Annotated in this window: 22 protein-coding genes and 1 other RNA gene; 16 read left to right on the top strand and 7 right to left on the bottom strand. The window is 58.2% G+C overall.

Going from position 1 to position 20175, the window contains the following annotated elements; genetic code table 11:
- Positions 1-11: 11 nt before the first annotated feature.
- Both QZ766_RS18180 and uxaC read right to left on the bottom strand, forming a co-directional pair.
- Complete coding sequence (locus QZ766_RS18180) at positions 12-1499, bottom strand: altronate dehydratase family protein (RefSeq protein ID WP_297205553.1); 1488 nt, start codon at positions 1497-1499, stop codon at positions 12-14.
- A 20-nt stretch (positions 1500-1519) separates the two neighbouring features.
- The gene (gene uxaC, locus QZ766_RS18175) at positions 1520-2932 is read right to left on the bottom strand and encodes a glucuronate isomerase (RefSeq protein ID WP_297205551.1); all 1413 of its coding nucleotides are present in this window, start codon (positions 2930-2932) and stop codon (positions 1520-1522) included.
- 465 nt (positions 2933-3397) lie between these two features.
- Here uxaC and QZ766_RS18170 point away from each other — a divergent pair, with 465 nt between their 5' ends.
- From QZ766_RS18170 to QZ766_RS18125, 10 genes are all read left to right on the top strand, one after another.
- Positions 3398-4693: an MFS transporter gene (locus QZ766_RS18170; protein WP_297205550.1), complete on the top strand. Its 1296-nt coding sequence runs from the start codon at positions 3398-3400 to the stop codon at positions 4691-4693.
- A 115-nt stretch (positions 4694-4808) separates the two neighbouring features.
- Complete coding sequence (gene exuR, locus QZ766_RS18165) at positions 4809-5585, top strand: transcriptional regulator ExuR (RefSeq protein WP_297205548.1); 777 nt, start codon at positions 4809-4811, stop codon at positions 5583-5585.
- 314 nt (positions 5586-5899) lie between these two features.
- Complete coding sequence (yqjA, locus tag QZ766_RS18160) at positions 5900-6562, top strand: DedA family general envelope maintenance protein YqjA (protein WP_297205546.1); 663 nt, start codon at positions 5900-5902, stop codon at positions 6560-6562.
- 3 nt (positions 6563-6565) lie between these two features.
- Entirely contained in the window at positions 6566-6949 is a 384-nt protein-coding gene (mzrA, locus tag QZ766_RS18155; protein WP_297205544.1) for an EnvZ/OmpR regulon moderator MzrA, read from the top strand.
- 150 nt (positions 6950-7099) lie between these two features.
- Positions 7100-7468 (top strand): DUF1090 domain-containing protein, encoded by a 369-nt coding sequence (locus QZ766_RS18150; protein WP_297205542.1) that lies wholly within the window; start codon positions 7100-7102, stop codon positions 7466-7468.
- A gap of 41 nt (positions 7469-7509) precedes the next feature.
- Positions 7510-7815, top strand: a complete 306-nt coding sequence (locus tag QZ766_RS18145; protein ID WP_297205540.1) for a YqjD family protein — start codon at positions 7510-7512, stop codon at positions 7813-7815.
- A 2-nt stretch (positions 7816-7817) separates the two neighbouring features.
- The gene (locus tag QZ766_RS18140) at positions 7818-8216 is read left to right on the top strand and encodes a phage holin family protein (RefSeq protein ID WP_297205538.1); all 399 of its coding nucleotides are present in this window, start codon (positions 7818-7820) and stop codon (positions 8214-8216) included.
- A complete protein-coding gene (locus QZ766_RS18135; protein WP_297205536.1) occupies positions 8209-8508 on the top strand; it encodes a YqjK-like family protein in 300 nt (99 codons plus the stop codon). The genes QZ766_RS18140 and QZ766_RS18135 overlap by 8 nt, the downstream gene beginning before the upstream one ends.
- A gap of 209 nt (positions 8509-8717) precedes the next feature.
- Entirely contained in the window at positions 8718-9110 is a 393-nt protein-coding gene (locus QZ766_RS18130) for a DoxX family protein (RefSeq protein ID WP_297205534.1), read from the top strand.
- A gap of 109 nt (positions 9111-9219) precedes the next feature.
- A complete protein-coding gene (locus tag QZ766_RS18125) occupies positions 9220-10212 on the top strand; it encodes a glutathione S-transferase family protein (RefSeq protein ID WP_297205532.1) in 993 nt (330 codons plus the stop codon).
- A 28-nt stretch (positions 10213-10240) separates the two neighbouring features.
- Here QZ766_RS18125 and QZ766_RS18120 read toward each other — a convergent pair whose 3' ends face one another.
- On the bottom strand, positions 10241-11137 hold the full coding sequence (locus QZ766_RS18120; RefSeq protein ID WP_297205530.1) for a LysR family transcriptional regulator: 897 nt from the start codon (positions 11135-11137) through the stop codon (positions 10241-10243).
- 104 nt (positions 11138-11241) lie between these two features.
- On the opposite strand from QZ766_RS18120, the gene QZ766_RS18115 reads away from it, so the two are divergent.
- Together QZ766_RS18115 and QZ766_RS18110 are read left to right on the top strand one after the other, a co-directional pair.
- Positions 11242-11943, top strand: coding sequence for a pirin family protein (locus tag QZ766_RS18115; protein WP_297205528.1), 702 nt, complete (start codon positions 11242-11244; stop codon positions 11941-11943).
- A gap of 314 nt (positions 11944-12257) precedes the next feature.
- Positions 12258-12479 carry a DUF465 domain-containing protein gene (locus QZ766_RS18110; RefSeq protein ID WP_297206470.1) on the top strand — a complete coding sequence of 74 codons (222 nt, stop codon included), beginning with the start codon at positions 12258-12260 and terminating at the stop codon, positions 12477-12479.
- Between the two features lie 57 nt (positions 12480-12536).
- On the opposite strand, the gene rnpB is transcribed toward QZ766_RS18110, so the two are convergent.
- The 3 genes from rnpB to QZ766_RS18095 form a co-directional block, all read right to left on the bottom strand.
- Positions 12537-12911: RNase P RNA component class A (gene rnpB / locus QZ766_RS18105), an RNA gene on the bottom strand.
- 42 nt (positions 12912-12953) lie between these two features.
- On the bottom strand, positions 12954-13904 hold the full coding sequence (locus QZ766_RS18100) for a sugar kinase (protein ID WP_297205525.1): 951 nt from the start codon (positions 13902-13904) through the stop codon (positions 12954-12956).
- Positions 13905-13914: 10 nt separating this feature from the next.
- On the bottom strand, positions 13915-14745 hold the full coding sequence (locus tag QZ766_RS18095) for a DeoR/GlpR family DNA-binding transcription regulator (protein ID WP_297205522.1): 831 nt from the start codon (positions 14743-14745) through the stop codon (positions 13915-13917).
- A gap of 322 nt (positions 14746-15067) precedes the next feature.
- On the opposite strand from QZ766_RS18095, the gene QZ766_RS18090 reads away from it, so the two are divergent.
- From QZ766_RS18090 to QZ766_RS18075, 4 genes are read left to right on the top strand one after another with little or no spacing between them, the layout of a single operon-like run.
- Positions 15068-15922 carry a tagatose bisphosphate family class II aldolase gene (locus QZ766_RS18090; protein ID WP_297205519.1) on the top strand — a complete coding sequence of 285 codons (855 nt, stop codon included), beginning with the start codon at positions 15068-15070 and terminating at the stop codon, positions 15920-15922.
- 25 nt (positions 15923-15947) lie between these two features.
- A complete protein-coding gene (pfkB, locus tag QZ766_RS18085) occupies positions 15948-16862 on the top strand; it encodes a 1-phosphofructokinase (RefSeq protein ID WP_297205517.1) in 915 nt (304 codons plus the stop codon).
- A gap of 10 nt (positions 16863-16872) precedes the next feature.
- The gene (locus QZ766_RS18080; RefSeq protein WP_297205515.1) at positions 16873-18285 is read left to right on the top strand and encodes a PTS fructose transporter subunit IIBC; all 1413 of its coding nucleotides are present in this window, start codon (positions 16873-16875) and stop codon (positions 18283-18285) included.
- A gap of 10 nt (positions 18286-18295) precedes the next feature.
- Positions 18296-19108, top strand: a complete 813-nt coding sequence (locus QZ766_RS18075) for an HPr family phosphocarrier protein (protein ID WP_297206469.1) — start codon at positions 18296-18298, stop codon at positions 19106-19108.
- A gap of 31 nt (positions 19109-19139) precedes the next feature.
- Here the strand turns inward: QZ766_RS18075 and QZ766_RS18070 are convergent, their stop codons facing one another.
- Positions 19140-19949, bottom strand: coding sequence for a DeoR family transcriptional regulator (locus tag QZ766_RS18070; protein ID WP_297205513.1), 810 nt, complete (start codon positions 19947-19949; stop codon positions 19140-19142).
- Between the last annotated feature and the right edge of the window lie 226 nt (positions 19950-20175).

Here is a 20175-nt window from a genome sequence, read left to right as displayed (position 1 = left end):
GAGTCTTCAGCCTACAGCGTAACGCCCGATTTGAAGAGCGCCAGCTCGCGAAAATCGTTCTTTTCATTGCAGGTCTGGCGGCCGCTGGCGAAGGCCGCAATGGCGTCGATAAAAGCGTCCAGCACCTCCGGCATAGTGCTGCCGTGGAGCAGCTGCCCGGAGTCAAAATCAATCCAGTGCTTTTTCTTCGCCGCCAGCTCGCTGTTGGTGGCAATTTTCACCGTCGGTACAAACCCGCCGTAGGGAGTACCGCGCCCGGTGCTGAACAGCACCATCTGGCAGCCCGCTCCCGCCAGCGCGCTGGTGGCGACCGCGTCGTTGCCCGGGGCGCTCAGCAGATTGAGGCCGGGGGTTTTCAGCCGCTCGCCGTAGTGCAGCACGTCCACCACCTGTCCGGAGCCCGCCTTCTGGGTGCAGCCCAGCGATTTCTCTTCCAGGGTGGTGATGCCGCCCGCCTTGTTGCCCGGCGACGGATTCTCATAAATAGGCTGATTGTGGGCGATGAAGTACTGCTTGAAGTCATTTACCATGGCGACGGTTTTCTCAAACGTCGCTTCATCCCGGCAGTGGCTCATCAGGATCTGCTCGGCGCCGAACATCTCCGGCACTTCCGTCAGCACCGTGGTGCCGCCGTTGCTGATGACGTAATCGGAGAAGCGCCCGAGCATCGGGTTTGCGGTAATGCCGGAGAGCCCGTCGGAGCCGCCGCATTCGAGACCAAACTTCAGCTCGCTCAGCCTGCCCGGTTCGCGGCGATCGCCGCGCATCGCCGCGTACAGCCGGTGCAGTTCGGCCACGCCCGCCTCAACTTCATCATCCTGCTGCTGGCAGATCATAAAGCGCACCCGCCCGGGATCGACCTCGCCGAGGGTGTCGCGAAACGCCGCCACCTGGTTATTTTCGCAGCCGAGGCCAACCACCAGCGCGGCCCCCGCGTTGGGGTGGCGCACCATGTTTTGCAGCATGGTGCGGGTGTTGAGGTGATCGTCACCGAGCTGCGAACAGCCGTAGGTGTGGCTAAAGAGGAAAACGCCGTCGATATCCGGCGCGCCGCCGGTCTCCTGTAGAAAGCGCTGCTGGATCTGGCGGGCAATACCGTTGACACAGCCCACCATCGGCAGGATCCACAGTTCATTACGCACGCCAATATCACCGCCTGCGCGACGGTAGATCTGCACCTCGCGATCGCCGCCTGCCGCCAGCGGCTTCGGAAAGTCTGGCTGATAGCGATACTGATCAACCTCGCTGAGATTGGTGCGCAGGTTGTGGGCGTGGAGATGCTCTCCCACTGCGATATCCGCCAGCGCGTGGCCGATGGGCAGGCCATACTTAATGACGTTTTCGCCTTTCGCTATTGGCCGCAGGGCAAATTTATGCCCGCGCGCCACGTCCGAGACGAGCTGCACCGTCGCCTCTTCCACCGACACCTGCGCGCCGGCGGGCAGATCCTCCAGCGCGACAGCTACGCTGTCCAGCGAATGGATCTTGATGTATTGCATATGAACCACCTTCAGGACGCTTAGTTCAGCTCGATACCGAAGTAATCGCGCGCGTTGTTAAAGCAGATATTTTTGACCATCTCACCCAGCATCGGCAGGTCGGCCGGCGCTTCCCCCGCGGCAACCCAGCGGCCGATCATCTGGCACAGAATGCGGCGGAAATACTCGTGACGGGTGTAGGAAAGGAAGCTGCGGCTGTCGGTCAGCATGCCCACAAAGCGACTCAGCAGGCCAAGCTGCGCCAGCTGGGTCATCTGCCGCTCCATGCCGTCTTTCTGATCGTTAAACCACCAGCCGGAGCCAAACTGCATTTTGCCCGCCATTCCTTCGCCCTGGAAGTTGCCGATCATGGTGCCGAGCACTTCGTTGTCGCGCGGGTTGAGGCAGTACAGGATGGTTTTCGGCAGCAGGTTTTCTTCGTTCTGCTTGCTCAGCAGCTTCGACAGCGCCTCCGCAAACGGGCGATCGTTGATGGAATCAAAGCCCACGTCCGGCCCCAGCAGCCTGAACTGGCGCTGGTTATTGTTGCGCAGCGCGCCAATGTGGTACTGCTGCACCCAGCCGCGGCGGGCGTATTCTGTCCCCAGCCACGCCAGCACTGCGGTTTTAAACTGCGCCACTTCATGCTCGCTCAGGCTCTCGCCCGCGAGGCGGCGGGCCAGAATGCTGTCCAGCTCTGCTTCGCTGGCCTCGGCAAACAGCACCACGTCCAGGCCGTGATCGGAGACTTTGCAGCCGCGGGCGTCGAAGTGGTCGAGACGGCGGCCCAGGGCGCTCTGCAGATCGGCGAAGCGGGTGATATCAACGTCAGATACCGCGGCCAGCGTCGCGATGTACTCTGCGAAAGTGGCCAGCTCGATATTGAATGCTTTATCCGGGCGCCAGCTCGGCAGCACCTTCACATCAAAACTGCCGTCGGCGGCAATCGCGGCGTGATGCTCCAATGAATCCACCGGATCGTCGGTAGTACCCACCATCTTCACGTTCATCTGCTGCATGATGCCGCGGGCGGAGAAGCTCTCCTGCGCCAGCAGGTCGCCGCAGCGGTTCCAGATAGCGTCGGCGGTAGCCGGGGAGAGCAGCGTATCGGTGATGCCGAACGGGCGGCGCAGTTCGAGGTGCGTCCAGTGATACAGCGGGTTGCCGATGGTGTGCGGCACGGTCGCGGCCCAGGCATCAAACTTCTCGCGATCGTCAGCATCGCCGGTACAGAGTCTTTCAGCCACGCCGTTAGTGCGCATCGCGCGCCACTTGTAGTGATCGCCTTTCAGCCAGATGTCATACAGGTTTTTAAAGCGATAGTTTTCTGCGATTTGCTGCGGCGGCAGATGGCAGTGATAGTCGAAAATCGGCTGATCTTTGGCGTAATCGTGGTACAGACGGCGGGCGAATTCGGTATCGAGCAGGAAATCTTCGGTCATAAACGGGGTCATTACGTCTTCCTCTTGGCGAGTGCGTCAGATGCTTAACGTATATGCTGCAAAGTTATCACACCAATTTCCATCACCTGATGCGGATTTAGTGAGTCAGATCAATAAACCCTGACAAAAAAAGTAATCCAAAAGAAGTAAACGCCCCGCCAGCCCGCGCCAGTACTGGCTTTGATGTCTACGTATTATGCCTGAGCGATTATTGTACCTTTTGTGACTGTTCTCACCCTTTAAAGCTGTATGACAAGTTATCGTTCAGCCCGTCGAAACCTATAAACCGACGGATTATCTTCCCGGTGGAACATCCACCGGCGTTCACCGGTACGGATACCGAATTAGCACGATGGCTAACGTTAAAATTCGGGTCACTCCAGGTTTTCCTGTCAGACCCTCCGTTAATGAACCTCTTCCCACCGCCGTGGAAGAGCGCCGCGCCCGGCGCGGTTATAACAAGCGATGAGGTTTTACATGCGTAAAATTAAAGGGTTGCGTTGGTATATGATTGCCCTGGTCACCTTAGGTACCGTTCTGGGATACCTGACGCGCAATACCGTGGCAGCCGCCGCACCCACGTTGATGGAGGAACTGCACATCTCCACTCAGCAGTACTCCTACATTATCGCGGCCTACTCCGCCGCCTACACCGTAATGCAGCCGGTTGCCGGCTACGTGCTGGATCTGCTGGGCACCAAAATTGGCTACGCCATGTTTGCGGTACTCTGGGCCTGCTTCTGCGGCGCAACCGCGCTGGCAGGAAGCTGGGGCGGCCTGGCCATCGCGCGCGGTGCCGTGGGTGCCGCGGAAGCGGCAATGATCCCGGCGGGCCTGAAGGCCAGCTCGGAGTGGTTCCCGGCAAAAGAGCGCTCGGTGGCCGTCGGCTATTTCAACGTGGGCTCCTCTATTGGCGCGATGATTGCGCCGCCGCTGGTGGTTTGGGCCATCGTGGCCCACAGCTGGCAAATGGCGTTCATCATCTCCGGCGTGCTGAGCTTCGCCTGGGCGATGGCGTGGCTGATATTCTATAAACACCCGCGCGACCAGAAACATCTTACCGATGAAGAGCGCGACTACATCATCAACGGTCAGGAAGCGCAGCACCAGACCAACAACGGCAAGAAGATGTCGGCGATGCAGATTATCCGCAACCGCCAGTTCTGGGGCATCGCGCTGCCGCGTTTTCTGGCGGAGCCGGCGTGGGGTACGTTTAACGCCTGGATCCCGCTGTTCATGTTTAAGGTTTACGGCTTCGACCTGAAACACATCGCTATGTTTGCCTGGATGCCGATGCTGTTTGCCGACCTGGGCTGCGTCGTTGGTGGCTACCTGCCGCCGCTGTTCCAGCGCTGGTTTGGCGTTAACCTGATTGTTTCCCGCAAGCTGGTGGTGACAATGGGCGCGGTACTGATGATTGGTCCCGGCATGATTGGCCTGTTTACCAGCCCGTATATCGCCATTGCCCTGCTCTGCGTCGGCGGCTTCGCCCACCAGGCGCTGTCCGGCGCGCTGATTACGCTCTCTTCCGACGTGTTCGGGCGTAATGAAGTCGCCACCGCTAACGGCCTGACCGGCATGGCGGCGTGGACCGCGAGCACCCTGTTTGCGCTGGTGGTCGGCGCGCTGGCCGACACCCTCGGCTTCAGCCCGCTGTTCGCCGTGCTGGCGGTATTCGACCTGCTGGGCGCGGTGGTTATCTGGACCGTTCTGCAGAACAAACCGGCAGCGGAAACCGTGCAGCCTGCGGGGCAAACGGCCGCGCAAAACTAATTGTCATACTGCTTGCTAAAGCCGCCTGCGGGCGGCTTTTTGCTGTCCTCAAGTGGTGAGGATCCCCGATAAGTGGTATAACAGATTCATACAGCCGCATCAGACTGGAGCGCATATGGAAATCACGGAATCACGCCGTTTATATCAGCAGCTTGCCGCTGAATTGAAAAATCGTATCGAAACCAGCGTTTATCTGGTGGGCGACAAGCTGCCCGCCGAGCGCTTTATCGCCGATGAGAAGAATGTCAGCCGCACCGTGGTGCGGGAAGCGATCATCATGCTGGAAGTGGAAGGCTACGTGGAGGTGCGCAAGGGCTCCGGCATCCACGTGGTATCGAACACCGCAAAATATTCCCATACGAACAATGAGTCGCTGGAATTTGCCAATTACGGGCCGTTCGAGCTTCTGCAGGCGCGCCAGCTTATCGAAAGCAACATTGCCGAGTTTGCCGCCACCCAGGTGACCAAGCAGGATATTAAAAAACTGATGGAGATCCAGGATAAAGCGCGCAAAGAGAAGTGTTTTCGCGACTCGCCGTGGGATCTGCAGTTTCACGTCCAGGTCGCGCTGGCGACCCAAAACTGCGCGCTGGCCGCCATCGTAGAAAAAATGTGGACCCAGCGCGCCCACAACCCATACTGGAAAAAACTGCACGAGCACATCGACGAGCGCACCGTTGACAGCTGGTGTGACGATCACGATCAAATCCTTAAGGCGCTGATTCGTAAAGACCCGAACGCGGCAAAACTCGCCATGTGGCAGCACATGGAAAACACCAAGCAGATGCTGTTTAACGAAACCAGCGATGACTTTGAGTTTAATGCTGACAGATACCTGTTCGCTGAAAATCCGGTGGTTCATCTGGACGCGCTGGCCAACGCCGCAAAATAATATATTTACCTTCAGCGATCGCTGAGGGTAAGTTAACCCTATATAGTGTCAGCCTGTGTAAAAACCCTCGCCTCACCGGCCCGCAATCCGCAAAATCTCCTGGCAACATCCTGTAATTTTTGTAACCTGGTCGCGCCTGCCTTTGTTACACTTAGATGCAATTTGTTGTGCCCTGAATCAGCATCTGCTGGTTTTTCAGAACATGGAAAGTTAAGAAACAAAAGCCCGCGGCCCTCATAATAGCTATAAATCACCGTCGCCTGGCCTCTTAGCCCGTTCCGCCGAGACATTAATCGATGTACCAGGAATCATGAATGGAACTGTTTACTCAATTACTTAATGCCTTGTGGAGCCAGGATTTTGAAACGCTGGCTAACCCCTCCATGATCGGCATGCTCTATGTTGTCTTGTTTATGATTCTGTTCCTGGAGAATGGGCTGCTTCCCGCCGCCTTCCTGCCCGGCGACAGTCTGCTGGTGCTGGTGGGCGTGCTGATAGCTAAAGGGGCGATGAGTTTCCCGCTAACCCTGGGGCTGCTGACCACCGCCGCAAGCCTGGGCTGCTGGCTGAGCTACTTTCAGGGGCGCTGGCTGGGCAATACCCGCATTGTGCAGAACTGGCTGTCCCATCTTCCCGCCCACTATCATCAGCGGGCGCATCACCTGTTTCACAAGCACGGGCTGTCGGCGCTGCTGGTGGGCCGCTTTATCGCCTTTGTGCGCACGCTGCTGCCGACCATCGCCGGGATTTCCGGGCTCAGCAGCGCCCGCTTTCAGTTTTTCAACTGGATGAGCGGCCTGCTATGGGTGCTTATCCTCACCTCTTTGGGCTATCTGTTGGGGAAAACGCCGGTCTTCCAGAAATACGAAGACGCGCTAATGTCGTGCCTGATGCTGCTGCCGGTGGTCCTGCTGGTGTGCGGACTGATTGGCTCGCTGGTGGTACTGTGGAAGAAAAAACACGGAAGGCAGGGCTAACCTATGCGCCTTTTTACCCACTCGCTTTGCCGCGTCACTTTTAGCGTTGGCGCATTAATTCTGCTGGGAGCCGTACTGTGGCTTTGCACCGCATTCAAGCAAAGCGAGTCCACGCTGGCCATTCGCCCCGTCAGCAGCAGCGTCAGCCTGCCGGACGGTTTTTCCGTCTGGCATCATCTGGATGCGAACGGCATCCACTTTAAGAGCATCACGCCGCAAAATAATGGGCTGGTGATTAAATTCGAGTCCAGCGATCAGAGCGCCGCCGCGAAGGCCGTTCTCGACCGCACTCTGCCTCAGGGCTATATTATTGCCCAGCAGGATGATGATTCACTCACGCCCGCATGGCTCACCCGACTGCGAAATACTACTCACCGTCTCGGCTGAGCCCTTCAAAGATTCTGAATTTTTTAACTAATTTTGGTGATTTCACGTTTTCCTAACTATTCTTAGTTAAGCGGAGGTCACCGTCTTCAACGGTAATGACTGGATCGGATAGCGTCAGCCGCTACCGCTACACAATGGAAGGTTTCTATTATGAAATACCGCATCGCTCTGGCATTTGGTCTTGCAACATTAAGCGCTCAGGCTCTCGCCGCTTCACCGTGTCTTCAGAAGCAGCAGGATATCCAGCGCGAAATCAGCTACGCCGAAAAACATCAAAACCAGCACCGCATTGATGGCCTGAACAAAGCCCTGCGCGAAGTTAAGGACAACTGCAGCGACTCCAGACTGCGCGCCGATCACAAGAAAAAGATCGCCGAGCAGAAAGACGAGATCGCTGAACGCCGCCAGGATCTGGCAGAAGCAAAAGAGAAAGGCGATGCGGAGAAAATCAGCAAGCGTGAACGTAAACTCAGCGAGGCGCAGAGCGAGCTGAAAAAGCTTGAGTCGCGCACTTACTGAGTCAAAGGATGTTTAATCGTTTAACACTGGAGAAAAGAATTATGTCTAAAGATAACCATTCAGAACACCTGCGCGCCGAACTCAAATCCCTGGCAGATACGCTGGAAGAAGTGCTTAACACCTCCTCCGACAAATCAAAAGAAGAGCTGGGCAAAATTCGCAGTAAAGCCGAGCGCGCGCTGAAAGAGAGCCGCTACCGCCTGGGCGAAACTGGCGACGCGATTGCTAAGCAGACGCGCGAAGCGGCTGCCCGCGCTGATGAATACGTGCGCGACAATCCGTGGCAGGGCGTAGGTATCGGCGCCGCTGTTGGTCTGGTGCTTGGCGTTCTGCTGTCGCGTCGTTAATTATGGCAGACTCTCATCAACCCCAGGGGCCGGGTAAAGGCGTCTTCAACATTGGTCAGCGCATGGTTACCATCCTTATCGAGATGGTGGAAACGCGCCTGCGTCTGGCCGTCGTCGAACTGGAAGAGGAGAAAGCTAATCTCTTCCAGATGCTGCTAATGCTGGGACTCACCCTTCTGTTCGCTGCGTTTGGGCTGATGAGCCTGATGGTTCTGCTTATTTGGGCCATCGACCCTCAGTATCGGCTAAATGCAATGATCGGCACTACCGTTGTACTGTTTGCGCTGGCGCTGATCGGCGGCATATGGACGATGGTCAGGGCGCGCCGCGCCACGCTGATGAGCCACACCCGCAAAGAGCTGGCCAATGACCTGGCGCTGCTGGGGAAAGATCGTGAGTAGCCGTCGGGAGCTTGAGAAGCGGAAGGCACTTTTGCTGAGTCAGGTACAGCAGCAGCGCCTGGATCTTGCAGCCTGCAGCAGAAACTGGCTCCGCACCACCGACCGCTACGATCGCGGCTGGAACACGCTATTAAGCCTCCGTTCGTGGGCCGTGGTTGGCAGCAGCGTGATGGCCATCTGGTCCGTACGCCATCCCCGCTTTTTGGTCCGCTGGGCCAAACGCGGTTTTGGCGCCTGGAGCGCGTGGCGGCTGGTGAAGAAAACCCTGAACAAGCAGCAGCTTCGCTACTGAGACGAGTCCGTTTAAAAAAGCGCTTCGGCGCTTTTTTTATATCCGCCATCCGGTGAATCAATTTTTTTGATTAAATATAACAGTATTCCTTGATAACAATCCCAAACGCTAATCATTAAACTCCCCTCATTCACTCGTTAGTCTGCATTTTTAATGCATATTTACCAAAATTAACCATATAAAAAGCCGTGTTTTGAGGAAGAGTTAAAATGAAAAAATTAGATGATGTTGGTTTGCTCGTTGCGCGTATTCTGATGCCTATCCTGTTTATCACCGCAGGCTGGGGAAAAATTACCGGTTATGCCGGCACTCAGCAGTATATGGAATCCATGGGCGTCCCGGGCGCGCTGCTGCCGCTGACCATCCTGCTGGAGTTCGGCGGCGGCCTGGCGGTGCTGTTCGGCTTCCTGACCCGCACTACCGCGCTGTTTACCGCGGGCTTTACTATCCTGACCGCATTTTTGTTCCACAGCAACTTTGCTGAAGGCGTTAACTCGCTGATGTTCATGAAAAACCTGACTATCGCGGGCGGTTACCTGCTGCTGGGCATCACCGGTCCGGGCGCTTTCAGTATTGACCGCGCGTTAAATAAAAAGTGGTAAACCTGGTGGATACCGGCACGCGGAAACATACCCGGGCGTAAAGGTATATACTGATTGAAATCAAAAGCGAGGATCTCCTCGCTTTTTTCATCTGAAGGAGGAGAGAACCATGGGACAACTGATTGACGGCGTCTGGCACGATGTCTGGTACGACACCAAATCAACCGGCGGCCGCTTTAAGCGCTCCACATCCGCTTTCCGCAACTGGCTGACTGCCGACGGCGAGCCGGGCCCTTCCGGCGACGGCGGTTTTGCTGCGGAAAAAGACCGCTACCACCTCTACGTTTCCCTCGCCTGCCCGTGGGCGCACCGCACCCTGATTGTTCGCAGCCTGAAGGGGCTTGAGCCGTTTATTGATGTTTCCGTCGTCAGCCCGCTGATGTTCGAGAACGGCTGGACTTTCGAGGATACCTTCCCGGCGGCCACCGGCGACAAGCTGTACCAGCACGAATTTCTCTATCAGCTCTATCTGCACGCCGATCCGGACTATAGCGGACGCGTTACCGTGCCGGTGCTGTGGGATAAAAAGCAGCAAACCATCGTCAGCAACGAATCGTCAGAAATCATCCGCATGTTCAATACCGCGTTTGATGCGCTGGGCGCCCGCGCCGGGGATTACTACCCGCCAGCCCTGCGTCCGCAGATTGACGAGCTGAACGGCTGGATCTATGACAGCATCAACAACGGCGTGTACAAAGCCGGTTTCGCCACTTCGCAGGAAGCCTATGATGAAGCGGTTTCCGGCGTGTTTGACGCGCTGGCGCGCGTTGAAACGATCCTCGACAAGCAGCGCTACCTGACTGGAAATCAGCTCACCGAAGCCGATATTCGCCTGTGGACCACGCTCATCCGCTTCGATCCGGTGTATGTTACCCACTTCAAGTGCGATAAACACCGCATCAGCGATTACCCGAATCTTTACGGCTTCCTGCGGGATATCTACCAGACGCCGGGTATCGCGGACACGGTGGATTTTGCGCATATCCGCAACCACTATTACCGCAGCCATAAAAATATTAATCCAACAGGCATTATCTCCGTCGGCCCGTGGCAGGATCTCAGCGAGCCGCACGGCCGGGATTTCCGCTTCGGCGAAGAGTAAAAACGCGCCTTCGGGCGCGTTTTTTATATTATTTTCCGGCGAACAGCTTGGGTATCTCCCGCAAACACCAGGACTTCGCCTCGCCCATGCTGTCCCGCCGCCAGGCCATGATAATGTCCACCTGGTTGGTGGATTCCGGGCTGATAACCCGCAGCCGGCCTTCGGCGATATCCTGTTCCACCAGGCTGTAGGGCATAGTGGCGAATCCCAGGCCCGCCAGCAGCGCCTGACGCTTATCTTCAATGCTGCTGATGGTCAGACGCGGCTGCTTGTCCAGCAGCTGCACCGTCAGCACCGGGCGCTCGCGCGCGGTGTCGGCCACGGCAATGCCGCGGTATTTCACCCGGGTGACTTCCGACAGCGGTTCCGGCTCCTGATGAATAGGATGATCCGGCGCGGCAACGTACACGCTCATCACCGAGTAGAGCTTGCGGGAGTTGATCTCCGACGAAGAGCGGAAGTGCATATCCGGCGCAATAACGATGTCGGCGCGCCCCTGCTCGAGCCGCTCCCACGCGCCGGCCAGTACTTCGGTAATCAGCGAGATCTGGGTATTGGCTTTTCCCGCCAGCTTTTCCACCAGCGGAAAAAATGCCGCCGTCGGCACCAGCGCCTCGGTGACCAGCGTGATATGCGTTTCCCAGCCGCGTGCGAGCGCTTCGGCGTCGGTAGTCAGCTTATCCGCCGCGTCAAGCAGCACGCGCCCGCGCTCGAGCAGCATCCGCCCAACGTTAGTGAACTTGGTGCGGTGTCCTGAACGATCGAATAGCACCACATCCAGCTCTTCTTCCAGTTTCTGCATGGTATAGCTCAGGGCGGAAGGCACGCGCCCCAGCTCGTCGGCCGCGGCAGCGAAACTGCCCCGGCGATCGATCGCGTCCATTACTCGTAGCGCTTCCAGCGTCAATGCTCTCTCTCTAGCCATCGTGTTCTCATTCAGGAAATTTGAATATACCGGGCAGAATATCTGGCTAACAATGCACCGTCCATCCCTTTACCATTGTTTTTAGTGTAACGAGAGGTCAAATCATGATTATTCCAAGAACGGCCAAACAGTGTGGACAGGCAGACTTCGGCTGGCTGCAGGCTCGATACACCTTCTCATTTGGACATTACTTCGACCCGAAACTGCTGGGCTATGCCTCCCTGCGCGTACTGAACCAGGAAGTGCTGGCCCCCGGCGCCTCGTTCCAGCCCCGCGCCTATCCGAAGGTCGATATTCTGAATCTGATTCTGGAAGGTGAAGCTGAATACCGCAACAGCGATGGCCACCACGTTCAGGTCAAAGCCGGCGAAGCGCTGCTGCTGGCGACCCAGCCTGGCGTAAGCTACAGCGAACATAATCTCAGTAAAGATAAGCCGTTAACCCGGATGCAGATCTGGCTTGATGCCTGCCCGGAGCGGGAAAATGCCCTGATGCAGAAGCTGGCATTAGCGGGTGCGTCCCACCAGCTTATTGCCTCCCCCGACGGGGAGCAGCACAGCATGCAGCTGCGCCAGCAGGCGTGGATCCATCAGGTTGAGCTGGCGAAAGGCGAGCGGATTAACTTTAAGATCCACGGCGCGCGCGCCTATCTGCAGTCGATTTATGGCACCTTCCACGCGGTCACCTCACAGGAAGAGAAGCAGGCGCTGGCCTGCGGCGACGGGGCGTTTATTCGCGATGAGGCCAACATTATGCTGGTGGCCGATTCGCCGCTGCGCGCGCTGCTGATCGATTTACCGGTGTAAAAGAGCGACCGTAATAAGGCTCGCCGTGAGCAAGCAAAAGCGACAGCTGGCGAAATCTGTTTCACAGGATGCCAGCGCCGGATACACACGCGAGCTTCTCTCGCCGCAGTGCGTCGCGGAGGTGCTCAATGAACTGGAAGCTATTGTCAGCGGAGCGGAAACTCGGCTCAGCACCGATGAAGAGCGAGAGAAGCCTTAAGCGCTTCACCGCCGAAGATATCCCTGCAATTGCGACTCTGCTCTCATTATCAACGCTCCGTCCGGCGCTACCATCCAGACAGGAATTCTCCTCATCGCTTAACAAGGAAGAGTCTATGTTTCCGGAATATCGAAGCTTAATAAGCCAGTTAAAAACTACCCACCCCCGCTTTCAGTCCCTGTTTGAAAAACATAACGAACTTGACCATAAGATTATTCAGATGGAAACCGGCGACGGGCAGAGCAGCCCGGAGCTGGCCACTCTCAAAAAGGAAAAGCTGTTGCTTAAGGACGAGATGTATAAGATTTTGCAGCACGAAAGTCAGCAAAGCCGCTAGCAACCTATTTATCTGATGCAGAAAGTACGAAACCCTGCCGGAGCAGGGTTTCTGAAGAGTTGAAGCTGACCGATAAGCCGGGTTCTGTCGTGGACAGTCATTCATCTAGGCCAGCAATCGCTCACTGGCTCAAGCAGCCTACCCGGGTTCAGTACGGGCCGTACCTTATGAACCCCTATTTGGCCTTGCTCCGGGTGGAGTTTACCGTGCCGCGGACTGTTACCAGCCGCGCGGTGCGCTCTTACCGCACCCTTTCACCCTTACCTGATCCCGCTTGCGCGGGCCATCGGCGGTTTGCTCTCTGTTGCACTGGTCGTGGGTTTCCCCCCCAGGCGTTACCTGGCACCCTGCCCTATGGAGCCCGGACTTTCCTCCCCTGCGCCCGTCTCCCCTAAAGGACGACGACACAGCGGCGACTGTCTGGTCAGCTTCGGCGCGCAGTATAGAAGGTTTGACCAGCGATGTCACCCTTCGTTATCCGCCGTGCGCCATTAAGAACGCTTCTATATCGGCGCGCGTGGAGGTTCCTTCCATCGGCCCGCGGCGGGAAATCGCCAGCGATCCGCTGGCGTTGGCCCACCTGAGCGCCTCCTGAGTTCCGCTACCCGCTAGCAGCATCGACACAAAGGTCGCGCCGAAGCAGTCTCCCGCGCCGGTAGGATCAACCACCTCAACCGGATAACCCGCCGCGTGGAACTGCTCGCTGGCGCTGTAATAGCTGGCGCCGCGCGGCCCGCGCTTGATAACCACCTGCCCGACGCCGCGCCGGAGCAGCTTGTCCACCAGCGTCTGCTCCTGCCGCCCGGGATTGAGGCCGAAATAGTCCAGCTCGCCGTCACTCGGCAGAAAAATATCGGTGTAATCGAGGATGTACTCAAAGGCCTGGGACATCTCCGGAATGCTGAGCATCTCCTTGCGGATATTGGGGTCGAAGGACACGGTGCCGCCGCGCCCTTTTACGTTTTCAATCGCCTTGCGCATGGCGTCAACCATGCGAAACGAGAACAGCGACGAGCCCATAATGTGGAAGTGGCTGCACTGGTCGAGCAGCGACTCGTCGATATGATCCGCGGTGAGCTGCCCGCAGGCGCTGTGGGGCATATTAAAGATGAAGTCGCGCTGGGCCTGGCTACGATAGCTGACGAACGCGCTGCCGGTGGTGGCGTTGCTAAGTACGGAGATACCGCTGACGTTGACGCCGTCCCGCGCCAGCCGGGCGATATTCATCTCGCCGAAGGCGTCGTTTCCCACGCAGCTAAACAGCACCGAGCCGAAGCCGAGACGCGCAACCTGATCGGCAAAGATCGCCGGGGCACCGCTGGGATAGGGTCCCCAGAACTCGCCCGGTCGGGAAAAGCCCTGATTAGGCTCTTTGGCCAGGAACTCGACCAGCAGCTCGCCGATCGTGCAAACAGTTACGCTCATCTCCACTCCTTCACTTTACCTGAGGCAAAGCGGGGTTAAGCCAGGTCAGGCATTCATTGTTGGTATAGCTGTTGCTCAATCCGGCCTGCTGCAGCCGGGAATGGTACTCTGCCGCCACGATTTGCGGCGTGACTACGCCCGCCAGCTGCGCGAGGTGGCCCACCACAAAGCGCATCTCGCCGTACACCGGCCGGTCTGCAATCACCGCCACGGCGCGGCGGCTGCTCTCCAGCGCCGCCGTCAGCAGCGCCGCCCGGGAGGCATCCCGCACGCTTATCGCGCCGTCCTCCGCAACGTGCTCGAGGGCAATCAGCGCCAGATCCGGCGCATGTTCGCGCAGCGCGACCGCGCCCTCTTCTCCTTCGGTAACGTCACCGGAAGGGGAAAGCCGCCCGCCCAGCAGCACGCTCTCGCCGCTGTGGAACTCCCGCACCAGCGCCACGTGGCGCAGGTCGTTGAAAATCAGCTTCGTCGCCTCACGCTCGGCCATATAGGGCAGCGTTTTTCGCAGCAGCGATCCGGCATCAAGAAAAATCGATTCGCTTCCCGACGCCAGCGCCGCCAGCTGGCGGGCTATCTCCGCCTCCAGCGCCTTATCGCCGCCGGAGATCTGCGCGGCACGCGCCGGGGCGGCGCTGTTTTGCTGAGCGGTGTAAATCGCCCCGCCAAACGATCGCTTGAGGTAGCCCTGCTGTTCGAGATAGTTCAGATCGTTGCGAATCGTCACCCCGGAGACCGCCAGCATCTCGGCTAAATCATCGACTTTGATCTCACCTTTCTTACGCACGATCTCTGCAATATCTAAGCGCCTTTTGAGCAGGCTGGTAGAGGGTTTAGCCACAATATTGAACCTTTCACGGATGTCCGCAGGGGAATGGAATAACTTTCATTTTTAAACTTCCCCTTCCGGATGTCAAACCGGCCACCAGCGCTGCGCAAGAACAGATAAAAATTGCATTAATATCATTAAATTAATCATTATCCGGCAATGAGATTACGTCCAACCCTAAAAGATAACAATCCCCTTCACCTTTCATTTTTAAAGTCAGATTGACGTTCTGTGCCTTCGATCACAACACCGAAGCACAATGATCTCTAGATTACTTTCAAAATGAATCTTAAATCAGACGTTAAACTTTAAATTTGAAAGTTATGGAGGAAGGATGTACATCATTTCCAGTAAAAACATGCTGTTAAAGGCCCAGCGCGGCGGCTATGCGGTACCCGCGTTCAATATTCATAACCTCGAAACCATGCAGGTGGTGGTCGAAACCGCCGCCGAAATGCGATCGCCGCTGATCCTCGCCGGCACCCCGGGCACCTACAGCTATGCCGGTACCGGCAACGTGGTCGCTATCGCCGCCAACCTGGCAAAAGAGTGGGATCTGCCGCTCGCCATACATCTCGATCACCACGAAACGCTGGATGACATCCGGCAAAAAGTCCACGCCGGGATCCGATCGGTAATGATCGACGGTTCGCACTTTCCGTTTGAAGAGAACGTGGCGCTGGTCAAAAGCGTAGTGGACTTCAGCCACCGCTATGACGCCAGCGTCGAAGCCGAGCTGGGGCGGCTGGGCGGCGTAGAGGACGATCTGGTGGTGGATGCCAAAGATGCCCTCTATACCAACCCGGCGCAGGCGCAGGAATTTATCGCTCGTACCGGCATCGACTCCCTGGCAGTGGCCATTGGTACCGCCCACGGTCTCTATCACCACGAGCCGAAGCTGGACTTTGAGCGCCTGGCCGCCATCCGCGACTGCGTAGACGTTCCGCTGGTACTGCACGGCGCCTCGGGCCTGCCGGAATCCGACATCCGCCGGGCGATCTCCCTGGGCGTGTGCAAAGTCAACGTCGCGACCGAACTGAAAATCGCCTTCTCCGACGCCCTCAAGCACTACCTGCTGGAAAATCCGCAAGCCAGCGATCCCCGCCACTACATGCAGCCCGCCAAAGCGGCAATGAAAGAAGTGGTGCGTAAAGTCATTCGCGACTGCGGATGTGAAGGCCAGCTGTAGACCGCAGAGAGAAAGGAGGCAAAGAGTGATCTATACGCTGACGTTAAACACCGCCGTGGACATGAATATTTTCAGCGACGCCCTGCGCCCCGCGGCGGTTAATCGCACCCGGCACACGGAGTACTGCCCGAACGGAAAAGGCGTCAATGTCTCGCTGGTGCTGAACCACTTCGGCGTTCCGAGCCATATTCTGGGCGTCTTCGGCGGATTTACCGGCCGCTACATCGTCGATGAGATCCGCCAGCGCGCTATCCCGGTCTCGCCGGTATGGGTCAGCGATCCCACGCGCATTAACGTGTTTATTCACGACGGCGCGCAGGAGTACAAGCTGGTCAACCCCGGAAACCGCGTCGACGATACCTGCAAGCAGCAGCTTCTCGCCCAGCTCGAGATCCTGCAGCCGGGTGACGCGCTGGCGATCAGCGGCAGCCTGCCGCCGGGCATCGACAGCGGTTTTTACCACGACATTCTCCGCCTCTGCCGGGAGAAAGGCTGCGAGGTCATCCTCGATATCAGCCACCCGTCCCTGCGCCAGCTGCTGGAGTACAAACCGCTGCTCATTAAACCTAACGACGATGAGCTGTTCGATATTTTTGGCCTGCGGGTTACCACGCCGCAGGAAATTGCGGCCGCCTTTAGCGAGCTGCACCGGCTGGGCGCCCGCGCCGTGTTGTTGACTCTGGGCGCCCGGGGAATGGCGTTTTCCGACGGTGAACGGCGCTGGTTCTGCCCGGCACCGGCGGTAGAGCTTATCAGCTCCGCCTGCGCCGGTGACGCCGCGCTCGGCGCCTTCCTCAGTCTCTGGCTTTCTGGTGCCAGCGTGCCGGAGGCGCTGACGCTCGCCAGCGCCACAGGCGCAGACGTGGCGGCCTCTGCCGGGCTCGGGCAGCTTGCCCGCATTGACACACTTCGCACACAGCTTCAGGTAGTCACACTTTAAAGGTCCGATGATGAAAAAAATAATTGCAGTGACCGGCTGCCCTACCGGTATCGCCCACACTTTCATGGCGGAAGAAGCCCTGAAAACCGCGGCGAAAAAACTCAACGTCACGATCAAAGTTGAAACTAACGGCGCTTCCGGGGTGGAAAACGCCATTACACCCGAGGATCTTGCCGATGCCTGCGGCATCATTATCGCCGCCGATAAAGACGTCAACGCCGACCGCTTCAACGGCCTGCCGGTGATTGAAGTACCGGTGAAAGACGCCATCCACCATCCGGCGGATCTGATTAACCGCGTGCTTCAGGGACAGGCCCCGGTGCGCGGCGGCGCCCGCCAGTCCGGGGAGATCACGGCCGCAGGGGAAAGCGCTTCGGTGGGACGCCAGGTCTATAAACACCTGATGAGCGGCGTCTCCAACATGCTGCCCTTCGTGGTCGCCGGCGGGATCCTGATTGCTATCTCTTTCCTGTGGGGCATCTTCTCCGCCGACCCGACATCGCCGGAATACAACGTGATTGCCGCCACCCTGATGAAAGTAGGTCAGCAGGCATTCTCCATCATGGTGCCGGTATTCACCGCCTATATCGCCTACTCCATTTCCGGGCGTCCCGGCATGGTGGCGGGCTTTGTCGGCGGCCTGCTGGCGAACGCCACCGGCGCGGGCTTTCTTGGCGGCATTATTGCCGGCTTCGCCGCGGGCTACTTCATGCTGCTGGTACGCAATATGCTCGACGGTCTGCCGCGCCAGTACGAAGGGCTGAAATCCATATTCATTATGCCGCTGCTCGGCGTGCTGGTTATCGGCGTGATGATGGTGCTGCTCGGCCAGCCGGTGGCCGCAATCAACAACGGCATGATGAGCTGGCTCTCTTCGCTGCAGGCGGCCAACCCGATCCTGCTCGGCATCGTGGTAGGCGCAATGTGCTCGTTCGACTTTGGCGGCCCGGTAAATAAGGCCGCCTATGTCACCGGCACGCTGCTGCTGGGCCAGGGCAACTACTTCTTTATGGCCGGGGTTTCCGCCGCCTGCATCACTCCACCGCTGGTTATCGCGCTGGCCACCACCTTCTTTCCAAAAGGCTTTAGCGACGAAGAGCGCGCTGCGGGGATGGTGAACTACATTCTCGGCTGCACCCACATTACCGAAGGCGCGATCCCCTTCGCGGCCAAAGATCCGCTGCGGGTGATCCCGATGATGATGATCGCCTCCAGCATTTCCGCAGTGCTGAGCTACAGCCTGCACATTCAGGTTCCGGCACCGCACGGTGGCTTCCTGATCCTGCCGCTGGTCAGCAGCCCGCTGGCGTGGGTGCTGTCGATACTGGCCGGATCCGCCTGCGGCGCGGTGATGCTCGGCAGCTGGCGGCTGTGGCAAAAGCGCGCACAGGCGCGGTCTGAACTGCTCGGCGCGGTCAAATAAGGAGAAGATGATGCAGCTTACTCAGGACGATATTTCATTTAACCACCAGATCCATACCAAAGACGATGCGCTGCGCGCGGTGGCGGCAGCCCTGCAGCAGGCCGGGCGGGTTGAGGGCGACTACTTAGCCGCGCTCCAGGCCCGCGAGGCGCAAATCAGCACCTTCCTTGGCAACGGCATCGCCATTCCGCACGGCACGCCGGAGCACCGCGACGCGGTGCTCAAAACCGGCGTCAGCGTGCTGGTTTGCCCGCAGGGCGTGGACTGGGGTGAAGGGCAGACCGCCCGGCTGGTTGTCGGCATTGCGGCGAGGGATACCGAACACCTCGCGATCCTTCGCCAACTGACCCACGCCCTGGGAGACGACGGCGTCCCGGCCGCGCTCTCCCGGGCAACGCATCCGCAGGAGGTGCTGGACATCCTGGCCGGACAGTACCAGCCGCAAAGCCCCGACAGCGGCGAGCGCCCGGCGTTTGACGAAGAGGCCACCTTTACCCTGCGCAATCCTCACGGCCTGCACGCCCGGCCGGGCGCGGTGCTGGTGAAAACGGTGAAGCAGTGGCAGGTCGAGATCTACGTTGAAAATCTGGATACCCACTCCGCGGCCGTAGACGCGCGCAACCTGATGCGGGTGGTCTCGCTGGGAGCTAAGCAGGGGCACCGCCTGCGCTTTACGGTGAAAGGGCCTCAGGCAAAAGCCGCGCTGGCGGCCATTGGCGAGGCGTTTGATAACGGCCTGGGCGAGATGGCAGCGCAGCCCCAGCATCTGGACGCCGCGCCGCCGGCCGAAAAGCGCAGCTGGTTTTCACGGTTGTTTAACTGAAGTGGATCGCCGGGCTGGGCCCGGCATTTTTTCAGGCTTTGACCAGCACCACGTCGGTCCCGGCACGCCGCAGTTCCTGCAGGCTCTCGTCCGGGATCCCTTCGTCGGTGATGACCATATCTATGCGCTGGGTATCAATGATTTTATGCAGGCTGGAGCAGTTAAATTTCGAGGCGTCGGTCACCACGATAATCCGGTCGGCCACTTCGCACATCCGGCGGTTGAGGCGCGCCTCGTCTTCATTGTGGGTGCTAACGCCGCGCTCGGTGTCGATGGCGTCCACCCCGAGAAACAGCATGTCGAAGTGATAGTTAAGCAGCGACTGCTCGGCCTGATCGCCGTAGAACGACAGCGACTGCCGCCGCAGGTGCCCGCCGGTCATCAGCAACTCAACGCCCTCCGCGCCGAGCAGCGCGTTGCCGACGTTCATGCCGTTGGTCATGGCGATCACCTCTTTATGCTCGCGCAGCTGCTGGGCGATTTCACAGGTGGTGGTACCGGAATCGAGAATGATCCGGTGCCCGGGCTGGATCATCCCGACGGCCACCGCCGCAATTTTGCGTTTCAGGGCGATATTCAGCGCGCTCTTATCTTCAACCGACGGCTCCAGGCCGTGCACCGGGCCGTCGCAAATCAGCGCGCCGCCGTAGGCGCGCACCGCGATGCCCTGTTTCTCAAGAAAGGCCAGATCGTTGCGAATAGTGACCGTAGAGACGCCAAAGTGGGCGGAAAGCTCGTTCACCTGCACGCTTCCATGCTGGCGCAGCCGCTGAATAATGTGCTCGCGTCGCTCGCTGGTGCCGGTGACGCGCCTGTCCGCGGAGATATCGCTGCTGCTCATAGGAGTTCCTTAGCCTGCTTCTTTCATTTCATTTCGATTCGCCTATTTACACCTTTCTCCCCATTAATTGCAAGCCTGCCAGTGCGCCGCCGAACGCAGGTTTCAGGCTATCATCACCTTTCATTATATTTCTTTTGTGAATCAGATCGGAAAACCATTATCTTTCATTTTATTTTTAAGGCAGGCTGGTGTGATATTAAATGAAACAAAACGAAAGATAGTTACC

Source organism: uncultured Pluralibacter sp. (genome assembly GCF_913775985.1).
Classification (GTDB): Bacteria; Pseudomonadota; Gammaproteobacteria; order Enterobacterales; family Enterobacteriaceae; genus Pluralibacter.
The sequence above is the reverse complement of the archived record's forward strand: the minus strand, read 5'-3'. Positions and strand labels throughout refer to the sequence as shown.